Source organism: Staphylococcus sp. mip270_02, assembly GCF_054031535.1.
This window is the reverse complement of the sequence record NZ_CM132934.1, coordinates 90894-106362: the sequence shown is the minus strand read 5'-3', so window position 1 is coordinate 106362 and position 15469 is coordinate 90894. Positions and strand designations below refer to the sequence as shown.

Annotated in this window: 15 protein-coding genes and 1 riboswitch; of the genes, 8 read left to right on the top strand and 7 right to left on the bottom strand. The window is 34.4% G+C overall.

Annotated elements, in window-relative coordinates; all coding sequences use genetic code 11:
• Positions 1-7: 7 nt before the first annotated feature.
• From ahpC to ACW5YJ_RS00450, 3 genes are all read right to left on the bottom strand, one after another.
• Positions 8-577 (bottom strand): alkyl hydroperoxide reductase subunit C, encoded by a 570-nt coding sequence (gene ahpC, locus ACW5YJ_RS00460; protein ID WP_017723357.1) that lies wholly within the window; start codon positions 575-577, stop codon positions 8-10.
• 461 nt (positions 578-1038) lie between these two features.
• On the bottom strand, positions 1039-1392 hold the full coding sequence (locus ACW5YJ_RS00455; RefSeq protein ID WP_017723356.1) for a helix-turn-helix domain-containing protein: 354 nt from the start codon (positions 1390-1392) through the stop codon (positions 1039-1041).
• Between the two features lie 354 nt (positions 1393-1746).
• Positions 1747-3741, bottom strand: a complete 1995-nt coding sequence (locus tag ACW5YJ_RS00450; protein WP_457338317.1) for a catalase — start codon at positions 3739-3741, stop codon at positions 1747-1749.
• A 317-nt stretch (positions 3742-4058) separates the two neighbouring features.
• Between ACW5YJ_RS00450 and nfsA the strand changes: the two genes are divergently transcribed.
• The 6 genes from nfsA (at position 4059) to ACW5YJ_RS00420 (ending at position 8639) form a co-directional block, all read left to right on the top strand.
• Positions 4059-4814, top strand: coding sequence for an oxygen-insensitive NADPH nitroreductase (gene nfsA / locus ACW5YJ_RS00445; RefSeq protein ID WP_017723354.1), 756 nt, complete (start codon positions 4059-4061; stop codon positions 4812-4814).
• A gap of 80 nt (positions 4815-4894) precedes the next feature.
• Positions 4895-5464 carry a hypothetical protein gene (locus ACW5YJ_RS00440; protein WP_039835192.1) on the top strand — a complete coding sequence of 190 codons (570 nt, stop codon included), beginning with the start codon at positions 4895-4897 and terminating at the stop codon, positions 5462-5464.
• Positions 5465-5735: 271 nt separating this feature from the next.
• Positions 5736-6770: a PTS sugar transporter subunit IIC gene (locus ACW5YJ_RS00435; protein WP_135092585.1), complete on the top strand. Its 1035-nt coding sequence runs from the start codon at positions 5736-5738 to the stop codon at positions 6768-6770.
• 12 nt (positions 6771-6782) lie between these two features.
• Positions 6783-7460: a serine dehydratase beta chain gene (locus ACW5YJ_RS00430; RefSeq protein ID WP_017723351.1), complete on the top strand. Its 678-nt coding sequence runs from the start codon at positions 6783-6785 to the stop codon at positions 7458-7460.
• Between the two features lie 12 nt (positions 7461-7472).
• Positions 7473-8363, top strand: a complete 891-nt coding sequence (sdaAA, locus tag ACW5YJ_RS00425; RefSeq protein ID WP_107551584.1) for an L-serine ammonia-lyase, iron-sulfur-dependent, subunit alpha — start codon at positions 7473-7475, stop codon at positions 8361-8363.
• Between the two features lie 96 nt (positions 8364-8459).
• Positions 8460-8639 carry a hypothetical protein gene (locus tag ACW5YJ_RS00420; protein WP_017723349.1) on the top strand — a complete coding sequence of 60 codons (180 nt, stop codon included), beginning with the start codon at positions 8460-8462 and terminating at the stop codon, positions 8637-8639.
• A gap of 113 nt (positions 8640-8752) precedes the next feature.
• Here ACW5YJ_RS00420 and ACW5YJ_RS00415 read toward each other — a convergent pair whose 3' ends face one another.
• The 4 genes from ACW5YJ_RS00415 to ACW5YJ_RS00400 form a co-directional block, all read right to left on the bottom strand.
• On the bottom strand, positions 8753-10132 hold the full coding sequence (locus ACW5YJ_RS00415; protein WP_026113520.1) for an L-cystine transporter: 1380 nt from the start codon (positions 10130-10132) through the stop codon (positions 8753-8755).
• A 350-nt stretch (positions 10133-10482) separates the two neighbouring features.
• Entirely contained in the window at positions 10483-11541 is a 1059-nt protein-coding gene (locus ACW5YJ_RS00410) for a hypothetical protein (RefSeq protein WP_135092587.1), read from the bottom strand.
• Between the two features lie 121 nt (positions 11542-11662).
• Positions 11663-12328 carry a hypothetical protein gene (locus ACW5YJ_RS00405; protein ID WP_153672546.1) on the bottom strand — a complete coding sequence of 222 codons (666 nt, stop codon included), beginning with the start codon at positions 12326-12328 and terminating at the stop codon, positions 11663-11665.
• Positions 12329-12601: 273 nt separating this feature from the next.
• Positions 12602-13015, bottom strand: coding sequence for a general stress protein (locus ACW5YJ_RS00400; RefSeq protein ID WP_457338316.1), 414 nt, complete (start codon positions 13013-13015; stop codon positions 12602-12604).
• 226 nt (positions 13016-13241) lie between these two features.
• Positions 13242-13344, top strand: a riboswitch (purine riboswitch).
• Positions 13345-13595: 251 nt separating this feature from the next.
• Here ACW5YJ_RS00400 and xpt point away from each other — a divergent pair.
• A complete protein-coding gene (gene xpt / locus ACW5YJ_RS00395) occupies positions 13596-14177 on the top strand; it encodes a xanthine phosphoribosyltransferase (RefSeq protein ID WP_017723344.1) in 582 nt (193 codons plus the stop codon).
• Complete coding sequence (gene pbuX, locus ACW5YJ_RS00390) at positions 14174-15442, top strand: xanthine permease PbuX (protein ID WP_017723343.1); 1269 nt, start codon at positions 14174-14176, stop codon at positions 15440-15442. Before xpt ends, pbuX begins: the two co-directional genes overlap by 4 nt.
• Positions 15443-15469: the final 27 nt, after the last annotated feature.

Genomic DNA, 15469 nt, shown 5'->3' with positions numbered 1-15469 from the left:
TGCCTCCTTAGATTTTACCTACTAAGTCAAGACCAGGTTGTAATGTTTCTGAACCTTCTTCCCATTTTGCTGGGCAAACTTCGCCTGGGTGTTGACGTACATATTGTGCTGCTTTGATTTTGTGTACTAATGTGCTTGCGTCACGACCGATACCGTCAGCGTTTACTTCAGCTGCTTGTACGATACCGTCAGGGTCAACGATGAAAGTACCACGTTGAGCAAGGCCTAGATCTTCGTCTAATACATCAAAGTTACGAGTGATTGTTTGAGATGGATCACCAATCATTGTATATTGAATTTTGTTGATTGCTTCTGAGTGATCATGCCAAGCTTTGTGTACAAAGTGTGTATCTGTTGATACTGAATATACATTGACACCTAATTCTTGTAATTTATCATATTGACCTTGTAAATCTTCTAATTCAGTAGGGCAAACGAATGAGAAGTCTGCTGGGTAGAAACAAACTACGCTCCAAGAACCTTTTAAAATTTCTTCTGATACTTCTAAAAACTCATCCTTTTGTGGATCATATGCGTTAGCTGTGAAAGGTAAAACTTCTTTATTTATTAAAGACATAAAAACATCCTCCTATTTTTGAACTGAATTTTAATTAGAATTATGATGTTAAATTATTATTATTTCTTAATTATAATAATTCTAATCTTCGTTTACTATTATTGCATTTCCAATTATTTTCGTCAACAAAGAAAGCTCATTAAGATAAATAGTAGATAGGTGCCTTGTAATCGACCGTGTGACTGAGTTTTATGGTGGAAATTTACACCTGTGAAGTAGGCGTGTTTATTTTTGGGAAAACTGCCTATAGATTAAAAATAGCCTTTTTATTCTCAACTAAACAATGAAAATGAGAAGAAAGGCTACTTTAAATGATTATATGTTTATTTAGTATTGATTTGATAGGGATAAATAGAATTATTACAAATTTATGAACATTTTATTTTTGCGGAATTTGTAATCGGAAACTTTTCGTGAAATAAGACTTCCTTAAGACTGCTCGCATTGTACTGAACTAACTATTAAATAAATGTTTGAATCATCCACCAAAGCACGACAGCAACAGGGAAGAATAACCACCAATAGTTTGCTAAGAATTCCCATCCATTCATAGGCTGATTGTTAGATTGTGTTGAAACAGGTTGCTGATAAGTTTCTATAATGGTTTTTTTTAATTCTTTATCTCCTTTGATAAGTTCATCTAAAGATACATCGAATAAATCACTCATTTTTATTAGCATATCAATACTAGGATAAACTTTGTTTAATTCCCATTTAGATATACTCTGACGCGATATATTTAATATTTCTGCTAATTCGTCTTGAGACCAATTTCTGAGTTCACGTTGCTCCTTAATTCTTAAACCAATTTCCATGTGAATCACTCCTTTTAATAAAAAGTAAAATGATTGGTTAATAATGTCACGCACTAAATGGTTTACTATGGATGCAACTGTGGGTTGCATTACTATAATAGCAAAGGTTTCGTAGCTAATATTTATAAAATTATAAAAGATGTAATGCAATTTTTACACTTCATTGATAACCAATTTAATATATATTTACCCAATATGTTAATTTATTAATGAAAAAGGACGAGAAAGAAATCAATTAGTAAAAATCCGATTTCTTTCTCGTCCTATATTATAGAGTGTTCATCAAATTGACGTGTGTGAGAATGTCATGGTCCTATGCTATACCAATTGATATAGCAACAGTTGATACTCTAATCACTTTCTGTTCCAATATCTTTTACGGTCGAATGCTTGTACGATAGTTTGTGGTTCGTCAGAAACGAATATACCAGGAGCTTCAAAATTTAATTTAGCATTTGTTAAACCTTGTGCTGCAGACTCATTTACAACAATAGGCTTGTTGTGTTTATACGTAAGTTCTGCAAATTCTTCAGCAGCTGGAAGTATTTCACTATCATCTGATAGTACTATCAGACTATCAAATAGTGTGGGATGTGCAGTATCAAATGTTTCTGTGATACCAAACGTCTCTGATATATCTTTAGGATGTTGTCCGACAAACGCATAGTTTAACTTGTTTTCAGTAAATATTTTGGCATAAGATTTCAATGTTTCAGAACTGATATCTCCATTTACTACTACAGCGACAGAATGGCCAGCTAATGGAATGTCGAATTTTTCCATTGTTAATTGACTATCTTTTGCATCTGATTCAACTTCTTCGTTTATATTAGGGACTTCAACACCAACATTTTCAGCAACACGCTCTGCTAATGTGCGATCAACTTTATTCAGTTGATTCACTGCGTTTTGTTTTACCATAACTGAATTACACATGCCTATTTCGAAAGAGAAGCCATCTACAGTGTGATCAAATTCAGGTTGCGTCAAACTATTTAAATACAGCTTAGCCTGACTATAATAATCTTTAAAACTTTCACTACGTTTTTGAATTTTGTGGCCTTCTACCTTTTCTTGATAGTGCTCATAGCCACCTTCTTTTTTAGGTGTTGTATGTGGGTCGTTATTATTTAGAGCATTTTTGTGATAAGCCACTTGACCTTTATTGATATTCATTTGATGCATAGCATCTCTTTGATTATTGTGGACCTCGTTAACTGGACGGTTAATTGGTATTTGATTAAAATTTGGACCTCCTAACCTAGAAATTTGAGTATCTGTATATGAAAATAGACGACCTTGTAATAATGGGTCGTTTGAAAAATCAATCCCAGGTACAATATGGCCAGGGTGGAAGGCAGCTTGTTCAGTTTCGTCAAAAACATTGGTTACATTTTGATTTAATGTCATTCTGCCCACTATTTTAACGGGTACTTGATCTTCTGGCCAAATTTTAGTTGGGTCTAAAATATCAAAATCGAAGTCAAATTCTTGTTCTGGACGAATAATTTGTAATCCTAATTCCCATTCTGGATAATCGCCTTTTTCAATAGATTCATATAAGTCTTTACGATGAAAGTCTACATCTTTACCATGTAATATTTGAGCTTCATCCCAAACTAAAGATTCTAAGCCTTGTAGTGGTTTCCAGTGAAATTTTACAAAATATGAATCTCCTTCGCTATTAACGAGGCGGAACGTATGGATACCGAACCCTTCAATTTGTCTGAAATTCTTAGGGATACCGCGGTCACTCATTGCCCATACCGTTGTATGTGTTGATTCAGGGTTTTGAGCGAAGAAATCGTAGAAAGTATCATGCGCTGAGCCACCTTGTGGTATTTCGTTATGGGGTTCTGGTTTTACTGCATGAATAAGGTCAGGGAATTTGATAGCGTCTTGAATAAAGAATACAGGAATATCATTACCAACGAGGTCAAAAATACCTTCGTCTGTATAGAATTTAGTAGCAAATCCTCTTACATCTCTAACAGTGTCTGGTGAGCCTTTAGAGCCTTGCACAGTTGAAAATCTAACAAAGACAGGTGTAGTTTTATCAGGGTTAGTTAAAAAGTCTGCTGAGGTATATTTAGATAAATCCTCATATACTTTAAACTCACCATGTGCACCAAATCCTCTAGCGTGAACAATACGCTCTGGTATGCGTTCATGATCGAAGTGCATAATTTTTTCTCTAAAATGAAAATCTTCTAATAGACTGGGACCGCGTTCACCAACCGTTAAAGTATTTTCGTCTTCACTTACTTTAACACCGTTATTTGTCGTCATTGGTTTCTCATCATTGCTTTTTTCTACTTCATTTAATTGCTTTTGTTTTTTATTAACCAAATGAAACCCTCCTTAAATAAGACTTTCATAATATGTTTTCCACTAAAAACAAAACAGAAACATGTTTCTGCAATTATTCATATACACTATTGTTTTAAAATTACACATCGGTATAAATGTTATATTGCCGATTTAAAGAAGATGTTTATTGATGATGTTTTAAAATTTTATAGTAATCAGTAAAACATTATAATAATTTAAAGATAATTACATTTAAACCTTTTAACTATCGTAAAAATCGGGTAAACAGAATATAAGCAATGGAAATGTGTGTTTGTTATGCTATGGGTACATATATAGAAATGAGGAGTGGAAAGATGTCTGAACACGTGTACAACCTACTGAAGAAACATCATTCAGTCAGAAAATTTAAGAAAGAACCTATTTCAGAATCGCATATCAAACAACTTATAGAAGCAGGACAAAGCGCTTCAACCTCTAGTTACTTACAAGCTTATTCAATTATTGGTATCAATGACCCAGAAGTAAAAGAAGATTTAAAAGAAGTATCTGGGCAGCCTTATGTGGTTGAAAATGGATATTTATTTGTATTTGTGATGGATTATTATAGACATTCTATCGTTAACCAAGAATCAAAACACGATATGGAAACGTCGTTTGAATCAGCAGAAGGCTTGCTTGTCGGTACCATTGACGCCACATTAGTAGCTCAAAATATTGCTGCTACAGCTGAAGACATGGGATACGGTATTGTTTATTTAGGATCTCTAAGAAATGATATTGAACGTGTAAGAGAAGTTTTAAACTTGCCTGAACATACATTCCCACTATTTGGCATGGCACTTGGTATTCCAGAAGATGATGAAGACGGTAGTCCTAAACCTCGTTTACCATTTGAACATGTTTTCCATCAAAACCAATATAATAATGACGAAGAATCTCAAAGGGCACAATTAAAAGCTTATGACCAAACAGTTAGTGATTACTATAGCGCTCGCACAAACGGGGAACGTTCAGAAACATGGTCTAATCAAATTGCAAACTTTATGAGTTCGAAACAAAGATTAGATATGTTAGAACAGTTAAATAAATCAGGATTTATAAAAAAATAACGCATCTGGAAATAGCCTGAGGATTCTAGGAGTATTTAATGTGAAGTTCATTCTCTAGAAAGGGGGTAGTGAAGTTGAACATGTTCGATAAGATTTTTAAAAAACAGTTGCCGGAAGTTCAAGATGATAAGGATAAGCGTGTTTATTCATCGAAAAGTCAGCTCACCCCTCAAGAGGCTCAAGAATACTGGGCAAAGATGGCACAAAAACTCGTTGTTGGTGCAATTAATTCTGTAGATTACACTGCTGAACGTATCTTCATTTTGGTTGCTTTTGATGAAAAAGAACCTACAATTGATATGTTTTTTCAAATGAATGGACAATTGAGAATGTGGAATGATTTAGATAATGAAGATCACAAAAAGGTTATTTCTCAAAGTTTAGTTTCACAAGCGTCTATCATAGCGAAACAAGTAAACTGTTTGTATGATAGTGTTAATATGACTCGGCTAGCCTATGCACAAGTTCAATACGAATTCGAAAGTAAAGCGTGGTATTTACATGATGTATCACTAGATAGCGCTGAGGCTAAGTTAGATAAATACCCTGCATTCTTAAAATGGTTTGATGATGTATCTAAATCAATTGATACAATCCCTTTAGATGGTAAACAGCGAATAACATGGGGGCCTTTCAAACCAGTATATTAAAAAAAGCTTTTCAATTCATCATAGTTATATGGTGGATCGAAAAGCTTTTTTCTTTGTAAAGAGAAGTTTGTTGTTCTCGGTTCAACATATCATTATAATCGAACAAGTTCAAAGTTACTAAAAAATTATCCGACCTATTTTGTGAATAATTTCACAAAAAGTTCAAAAAATCGCTTTATATATATTGTAAGTGCTTACATTAAGCAATATTATAGAATTGTGAAATATTTAAAAATGCAATTAAAAATTTTTTAGGAAGAGGTTTTGAGTAATGGATATTATTTTAGGTGTAGGTACTTTGTTAATTGTCTTATTAGCAATGACTTTGTTTTTGAATTTTGCACCTTACGGTAAAAAGGGGCTGCAGGCACTTTCGGGGGCTGCCTGTGCAACGTTTTTACCACAAGCATTTTTGAGTTATGCGATTGGTGGCGTGTTTGATATTAAATTTTTGCAAGATATAGGAGATTTGGCAGGAGGTTTAAGTGGTGTTGCTGTAGGCTTTCTGACATGTTTGAAATTGGGAGTTTCTCCAGTCTTTGCAGTAATTGTTGGACTAGTATTACATGATTTCAAACTTTTACCTGCGTTTTTGGCAGCTTACATGATAGCTTTTGTAATTAAATTTATCGAGAAAAAAGTACCAGAAGGTTTGGATTTAATTACGGTTATTTTGTTTGCGCCAGCAACAGCTTTCTTATTAGCTAGTATTATGAGTCCTGGTGTTATTGCACTTTTACAACAAATAGGCAGTGCTGTTACTGCTGTTGGTAATAATAATCCATATATCCTTGCAACAATATTAGGTCTAATTATACCTGTAACTGGTATGACCCCTTTAAGTTCAATGGTGTTGACGAGTTTATTAGGACTTACTGGTTTACCAATGGCGATAGGTGCATTGACTTGTACAGGGAGTTCATTTGTGAACTTTATTATGTTTAAACAATTAAAAATTGGTAATAGCTCTAAAGCTTTTGCGGTAGCTATTGAACCATTGACACAAATAGATATTATAGCTAAATATCCACTACAATTATACGGAACTAATGCGATTATTGGTGTTGTTAACGCATGTATAGTGACTTTTAGTGGATTGGTCATAAATGTGACAGGTATGGCTACACCGATTGCAGGAGCCATTGTACTATTCGGCTTTAACGACCCAATTCGTGCGATGATAACTATTATTACTGTTTCAATTACAAGTATTCTTTTAAGCCTTGTCATAGGTAAAACGATAAATAAATTCAATATGACAAGTCTAAATTTCAATTTATCTCGAATGAAAAAACATGCTAATTAAGGAGATGTAATGATGGCTAGAAAGCAAGATTATCAAAGTGCATTTGATGTCATTGGACCGATTATGATGGGGCCGTCGAGTTCTCATACAGCAGGCGCAGTTAAAATTGGTAATGCTGCCCGCACATTGTTGCAACATGAGCCAAAAAAAATTACGATTCACTATTACGAATCGTTTGCTTCTACGCATAAAGGACATGGAACAGATTTGGCTATAGTGGGAGGTGCTTTAGGTTTTGGGACCTTCGATGAGCGCATTAAACAATCCACGGACATTGCAAAAGAGCGTGATATAGAAGTGGAAATTATTGAAGAATCTGGAGTAAGTCTTGGAGAACATCCCAATTGTGCACTTGTAAAATTAGATTGTTGCGCTAGACATGTGGAGATTAATGGTATTTCGATTGGTGGAGGTGCTATTAAAATAAAAAGCATACATGTTGATGGGGCGTGTATATTAATGAATCATGGTTTACCTATTTTAGTAATAGAGGGTATTGTGGATATACCTATGATCAATCATATAATTAATGATTTGATAGAACGTCGTATAGATATTAATGAAGAAATAAAAACAATTAATGAAGGGAAATGTTTAATTGCGTTGCATTTGAATAAAGAGTTATCAATTGAGACGGTAGATGAATTACGGAAAAGATACGATGCTTTACGCTTTTCGTATATACATTAGAGGAGTGACAGTATGCTAAATTCGATGCAAGAAATCATTGATTATGCAGTAGAAAAAGGTACAACTTTTGCAGAAATTATGATTAGTGAAGAAATGTCATTAAAAGGCATTTCAAGAGATGAAGTTAGAGCACTTATGAAACACAATATAGATGTTATGAGGGAAGCAGTAGAAAAAGGTACAACTGGTGAAGGAGTGAAAAGTGTTACAGGTTACACTGGGCAGGATGCTGTTAAATTAGCAACTTATAATGAGCAAGAACATGCATTGTCTGGTTACGAAATGGTCGAAGCGTTAAAAGGGGCCATTGCTACTAATGAGGTTAATGCGGCAATGGGGATTATCTGTGCGACTCCCACGGCTGGATCCTCGGGTACTATACCCGGAATTCTGTTTAAGTTAGAAAAATCACATCATTTAACTACAGATCAAATGATTGATTTCCTATTTGCTGCGGCGTTATGCGGTAAGGTAATTGCAAATAATGCTAGCGTGGCAGGTGCAATAGGGGGTTGTCAGGCTGAAGTTGGTTCAGCATCTGCGATTGCAGCAGCGGCAGCAGTAGAGATATTTGGAGGTTCACCGCAAGCAAGTGGTCATGCAATGGCACTAGCTATCAGCAATTTATTAGGTCTTGTATGTGATCCTGTCGCTGGGTTAGTAGAAATTCCTTGTGTTATGAGAAACGCCATAGGATCAGGAAACGGATTAATTTCAGCGGATCTTGCATTAGCAGGAGTTGAAAGCAAAATTCCTGTAGATGAAGTCATTGAAGCCATGGATAAAGTAGGACGTAATTTACCTGCCTCATTACGTGAAACGGGTATAGGTGGTTTAGCGGGTACTCCCACCGGAGAAGAAATTAAGAGAAAAATCTTCGGACAATCAAGGGTTAATTCATAATCTTCAGTTTGAAAATAAGTAAACTTATTAATAGATAAAAATTAAATTGAAAAAATACATGTTTCCCACTAAACTATATTAAAAGAGGTGGGAGACATGTTATTTAAATTGGGGCTTATATTTTTGGCGTTTATTCTATGTAGCATAATGACGCATTACTTTACTGCAGAGGGTACCTGGGTCAACCTACTGTTAAAGTCATTATCTTTAAGTTTAATTCTTGTTTTTCTATTTAATTATATAAAATTGATGATAGAGCTTAAGCGAAATAAATAATCTTAGTTGAGCATAATAAAAAAGGTCGGTATACATTGCGAGTATACCGACCTTTTTAAATATTTCATAAATAATTAAAACATGTGAAGTGAGCAGCAACAAATAACTTGGTATTAATTTGCAATTTCAGCATATTCTTTTTGGTTATAAGTGTCTTGATCTAAGTTATTTGTTAGTTTTGCTGTACCTGTACCAGCAAGCATAGAATCATTAACATTCAATGCTGTACGACCCATATCGATTAATGGTTCGACAGAGATTAAGACACCTGCTAGTGCAACTGGTAAATTTAATGTAGATAATACAATGATAGAAGCGAATGTAGCACCGCCACCAACACCAGCTACACCAAATGAACTGATTATGACTACGCCAATCACAGCTAATATAAATTGTAAGTTAACTTCCACGCCAGCAGCTGGTGCTACCATGACTGCAAGCATAGCAGGATAAATACCGGCACAACCATTTTGTCCAATTGACAGACCAAAGGATGCAGAAAAGTTTGCAATTCCGTCTGGTACACCTAGGCGATTTTTTTGTGTTTGGACATTAAGAGGTAATGAACCAGCACTAGAACGAGAAGTGAAGGCGAATAATAGTACTTCACCAGTTTTTTTGACGAATGTCACTGGATTTAAACCAATGCCTGAGATTATGATTAAATGAATAATATACATTACGATAAGTGCTGCATAGGACGCAATTACGAACTTACCTAAAGTCCAAATTGCCTCAAAATCACTTGTAGCAATTGTAGAAGTCATAATCGCTAAAATACCATAAGGTGTTAAGCGCAATACGAATGTTACGATTGCCATAACTAAGCTGTATAATGCATCGATACCACGTTTAAGTAAGTTGCCACTCTCTGGCTGTTTACGCATAACACGTAAGAATGCAAAACCTATAAACGCTGCAAATATAACTACGGCGATTGTAGAAGTTGTACGTTGACCAGTAAAATCTAAGAATGGATTACTAGGTAATAATTGTAAAATTTGTTGTGGTAATGTATTGGCTGTCATATCTTTAGCTTGGCTCGCAAGCTCGCTACCTCTTGAACTTTCGGCGCCACCTAAATCAATAGAAGAAGCATCTAAACCGAATGCAAGTGCTGAGATAATACCAATAATTGCAGATATTGCAACGGTACCTATAAGAAATACAAAGATATAAACGCCGATCTTAGCAAACTTATCTCCTACTTTAATTTTCGTGAATGCTGAAACGATTGAAATGAATATTAAAGGCATTACAATCATTTGTAATAATGAAATGTAGCCATCACCAACGATACTAAACCAATCCATAGTTTGTTTAGTAACTTTAGAGTCCACACCATAGATTAAGTGTACTGCGATACCAAAAATGATCCCAACACCTAAAGCAGAGAAAACACGTTTTGGAAATGAAACGTGTTTTTTAGCCATTATATATAATCCGATGAGGAAGGCCACAAAAATAATGATGTTAAGAATAGTTAATAACATAAAAAAAGGACCTACACTTTCTTATTTAATTTTTTAATCCGATACGTATACTAAGGATATTAGCAAACTCAATAATATTCAAGCTAATTACTCAAGAAATTTGAGAAATTAAAATGTCTTTATTTTCTGATAATAAAACTTGGGTTTATATAAGACATTCAACTATATTAATAGGGGGTATGTTTTGGGGTTTTATGGATAGATATAGAAAATTTATATATAAAACAAGCGAAAATATATAATCTAGTTCTAAAACTCGACTATATATTTTCGCTCTTATAATGAATGACGTTGTTTTCGGTAGTGACTTTACTTTAATCATAGTACACTTTAGATTAATAATGATAATTTTATAAATTAAACAAACGAGCGAAGAAACCTTTACGTTCTTCTTTTGGTGCTTCGTTAGATGAAGTTGATGTGTAGGAAGCTGTATTATCACCTGTTTCGTCTAGAGTGCTTGTTTCAGTTACTTCATCTTTAATTGTTTCATCATCAGTTGCTGACGTTGATAATTCATTACCTTTGTCAGTAGCGGTAGTAGCATCTGTAGCTTGATTAGCTGACTTCTCTTCAGTTGAATTTGATTCTTCTACCTTCCCATTACCAGCATCAGTAGCAGATTGTTCGCTCACTGGTGTAATTTCAGATTCGTCAGTATGCGCCTTTGCTATAGTAGCATCTAGTTTGCTATCTGAAGTAACGTTGTCTGATGTTTCGTTGTTGCCTTTATCGTTAACACCTTTGTTCGCTTCTGACTGAGATTCTGGAGATGATTTTACACCTATTGATTCGGTAGAAGTTTCGGTTAAAGCCTCATCTTTCTGAGCATTTGTAGACTGTGAAGCGGCGATATGAGCAGTTTCAACATTTGATTTAGCTAATTCAGATTGCTCTTTTTGTGAATCTTGAATAGCATTTTGAGTTGATTTAATTTCATTTGTAGAAGATTGGATGGCTTGTAATGATTCGGTATTAGCATCCAATTTAGACGTGATTTGATTTTGCATTTCATGTAATTCTTGTTGTTGTTGGTGGACTTGATTAATCATTTGGCCAAGCATATGACGTTCGTCACGCATTTTTTGAATTTCAGAGCGTAAATCATCTACAAGTTTAGATACATTTTGATCTGTAGGTAAATTACTACTATCGTCTTTTACTAATACTTGTAAAAAGTCTTTTTCTTTCTCTAATTCTTCAAAAGCTAAGTCGTAGCTATTTGTTTGTTTTACTTTTTCAGCAATGTCTTGGAATAATTCAATATCCTCTTCTTGGAAATCTGTAGCTTCACGGCCACGATATTCTGTTTTACTAAGTTGGTAACCGCGTTCTTCTAAATGTTGAACGATTTTACGGACTTGTTTTTCACTTAGCTCAACACGTTGTGCAAATTCTTTGGTTAACATAGAAATAAGTCCTTTCATTAATGGATTTATGTATACGGACGTTTGTCTTCGGTTAGTGAAACGTCAGTCTTACCTCTATGCTAGTTTAAACTGTTTTAATAGTGATTTCAAGTGGTGGTTCCTATGATTTACGTAAATCCATTTCCTCAAGTAATGGATAAATAATACTTCTAGAGATTCTGTTGGCAAAGACATATTTGAGAATATAGTTTGATTTAATACTAGGGCCATAAATGTCTTTGGTTAGTTCAATATTAGATTTTATAAATAAATCCATGGGTTTACCTTCGCTATATCCTTCAAAATTTGGCGCTAAATAATTAATGTCATATTGTTTTTCGAACCCATGCTGATATAGAAATTGGCGTCTATTATCCAAGATAGGTATGTCTTCCTCAGAAATTTCTTCAGGTTCTTTATCTACTTCTAACATGATGAAATTAACGTCGTGTTCATGAAGTTGGTTTGATAAGATATTAATTTCTTTTTGGATACGCGCAAGCGTTTCAGTAATTAGCTCATCGTGATTCGGTTGATCATTGGCGATTAAGTAGATTAAAAATGCTGAGTTTGTTGTTGCCTCATAATGCGCAGTTGCCAAACTCACGACAGTGTCTGACTCTATGCCAACTAAAAAGATATAATCATCTTTAGTGTGCTCATTTTTAAGTGATTGTTTGAAGATTTGCTCGTATTCAGATAATCCGATATCAAATTTAGCATCATACAAATTCATGGCTGATTTGAAGAAGGGATCATCAATTGATGTGATAATTTTGAATTGCATATGTACACCCCCGAAATTATTGCGTTCATTATAACATAGTAGCAAAATTTGTAATGTGATTTATAGGTAGAAGTATGGCTAGGTAATAAAAAAGGAGCGACACAGAAATCAAAAGTTACAATTGATTTTCTTGGTTCGCTCCATCAATATAAATTAGTCATTTGAAATGTTTGTTACAAATAAATTTTAGATAACTGCCAATGTTGGCTTATATCATTTTATAACTAGTGAATTGTGTTGATTATCCAAACTCTAAATTCATATGCTTTAAGTTTAGGACTTTGGTCCATTAGATTCTTCAGCGTAATGATGTTGGATTACTGTTTCGTTTTCATAAGCTGCGTTTGCTTTTTCTACTTCTTCATGTGAAGATTCGTCTTTCGTAGCAACGACAAGATAGTGACCGTCTAAGATTTCTTTCTTATAGCGTTCCATTTCGGCGTCCGGCAATTTATAATGGGCTAAAACAGCCTCTTCACCGTCTTCGCCAGTTAACATTTTCGCCATTTTATCACTGAAAGAACCGCTTGTAGCTGTTAAGTTTACTTCGGAATCATGCAACTCGTCGATATGCAGTTTTGATTTACTAATAACAGAAATCTCTGACTCATTATAACCTTCTGCAATCTTGTTTTTGACTGCATCAATTAACTCTTCGCTTTTTTGAATAATAGTGAATTCTGACATTTTGTGCTCCTCCATCCGTTGTTCTATTAATTATTATGTGTTTACCCAGTAACTTAAATAACGAAACGATTACAATTTAATTATATAACGAAGTTTTACACCTGGCAAACAACATTTTAACGCAAATGATACCGTTTACTAAACTTAATTAAATATACTAAAACATCTTGAAAAAGCGCTTACAATCAATAAGTATATTGAAAAATGTACCAAAATTTGCTATCATCAGTTAATAATTTATCTAACTCATATAATCTAAAGGATACGGCTTTAGAAGTTTCTACCATGTTGCCATTAACGACATGACTATGGGTAACCTATACAATGCTTTAGCAATTAAAAACGATTTAAAAAGTTGTACATATTGGACTATGCTTTTTAAACTGTTTCCTCGTATTCGATGTTATAAACATATTTTTTACATATTTAATAGGGAAATGAATGTAAAAATCTTACCTCTTTAGACATCATTTAAAATTAGGATAATAGCTGCTTATAGTATTGCACGTTCACTCATAGATCCTGAAACTAAGTTAGTTTAGGGTTTTTTTTGTACACAAAATGAGGAGGTTTTTTACGAGTGGATTTGTTGAAGCAGAAAGTCGAAGCAGATGGTGTCGTTATTGACGAAAAGATTTTAAAGGTAGATGGTTTTTTAAATCATCAAATCGATGCCAAGCTGATGCATGATGTAGGACGAACTTTTTACGAACAATTTAAGGACGAGGGCATCACAAAAATTTTAACAATTGAAGCGTCTGGTATTGCACCGGCGATTATGGCAGCTATGCACTTTGATGTGCCATGCCTATTCGCTAAAAAAGCAAAACCAAGTACACTAAAAAAAGATGTGTATCAAGCAGATATACATTCTTTTACTAAAAATACGACAAGTACAGTGATTGTGTCTAAAGAGTTTTTAGATGAAAATGACAAAGTACTTATCGTAGATGACTTTTTAGCCAATGGAGATGCATCTTTAGGCTTAAATGAAATTGTACAACAAGCCAAAGGTACAACAGTTGGTATAGGTATTGTAGTAGAAAAAAGTTTCCAACCTGGGAGAGAACGTTTGGAACAAGCAGGTTTAACAGTTTCATCATTATGCAAAGTGGCTTCGCTAAGTGGAAATAAAGTTACTTTCGTTGGCGAAGAAGCATGAAAACCTTCATTTTAAGTTTACAGCATTTATTAGCAATGTATGCGGGGGCAATACTCGTACCTATTATTGTAGGAACAAGTTTAGACTTCACACCTGAACAAATTGCTTTCCTAGTTACAGTGGACATCTTTATGTGTGGTGTAGCGACCTTCTTGCAAGTATGGAAAGGTACAGGCATTGGTTTGCCGATTGTATTAGGCTGTACATTTACTGCTGTGGCACCAATGATTTTAATTGGGCAAACTAAAGGTATTGGTGACTTATATGGTTCGCTCTTCTTGTCGGGTATTCTAGTTGTAATCATTGCACCATTCTTTTCCTATTTGGTGAAGTTCTTCCCTCCAGTTGTTACTGGAAGTGTGGTAACAATTATTGGGATTAACCTAATGCCAGTTGCAATGAATTATTTGGCAGGAGGAGAAGGTGCTAAAGACTACGGGGATTCTAAAAATATCATCTTAGGTGTCATCACTTTGGTTGTCATTTTACTCGTACAGCGTTTTACTGTAGGATTTTTGAAATCTATCGCTATACTTATCGGACTTATTGTGGGGACGGTGCTAGCCGGCTTCTTTGGAATCGTAGATGTAAATCAAATTGGTACGGCGCATTGGTTTGCTTTACCTCAACCGTTTAGATTTTCAACTTTCAGCTTTGACTTTGGGGCGACACTTGTATTCTTTATAGTTGCATTAGTAAGTTTAATAGAATCAACCGGTGTATATCATGCATTAAGTGAAATAACAGGTAAATCATTGGAACGCAAAGATTTCCGTAAAGGTTATACAGCAGAAGGTATTGCTATCATCTTAGGTTCTATCTTCAACGCATTCCCTTATACTGCGTATTCACAAAATGTAGGCTTAGTATCATTGTCAGGTGCGAAAAAGAATAAAGTGATATACGGTATGGTTATATTGCTAGTTATTTGTGGGTGTATTCCTAAATTAGGTGCATTAGCAAATATGATTCCTCTACCAGTATTAGGTGGAGCGATGATAGCTATGTTTGGCATGGTCATGGCATATGGTGTTAGTATATTAGGTAATATTAATTTTAAGAATCAAAATAATTTGTTAGTTATTGCTGTATCTGTAGGACTAGGGACGGGTATAAGTGCAGTACCTCAAGCGTTTGACGCCTTAGGTGAACAATTTGCATGGTTAACTCAAAACGGTATTGTACTAGGTGCAATTTCAGCAATTGTTTTGAATTTCTTTTTTAATGGCATAAAGCATCAACAAGACACGGAAATTATGAAATAATAGAACTATAAAACAATTAATTAGGAG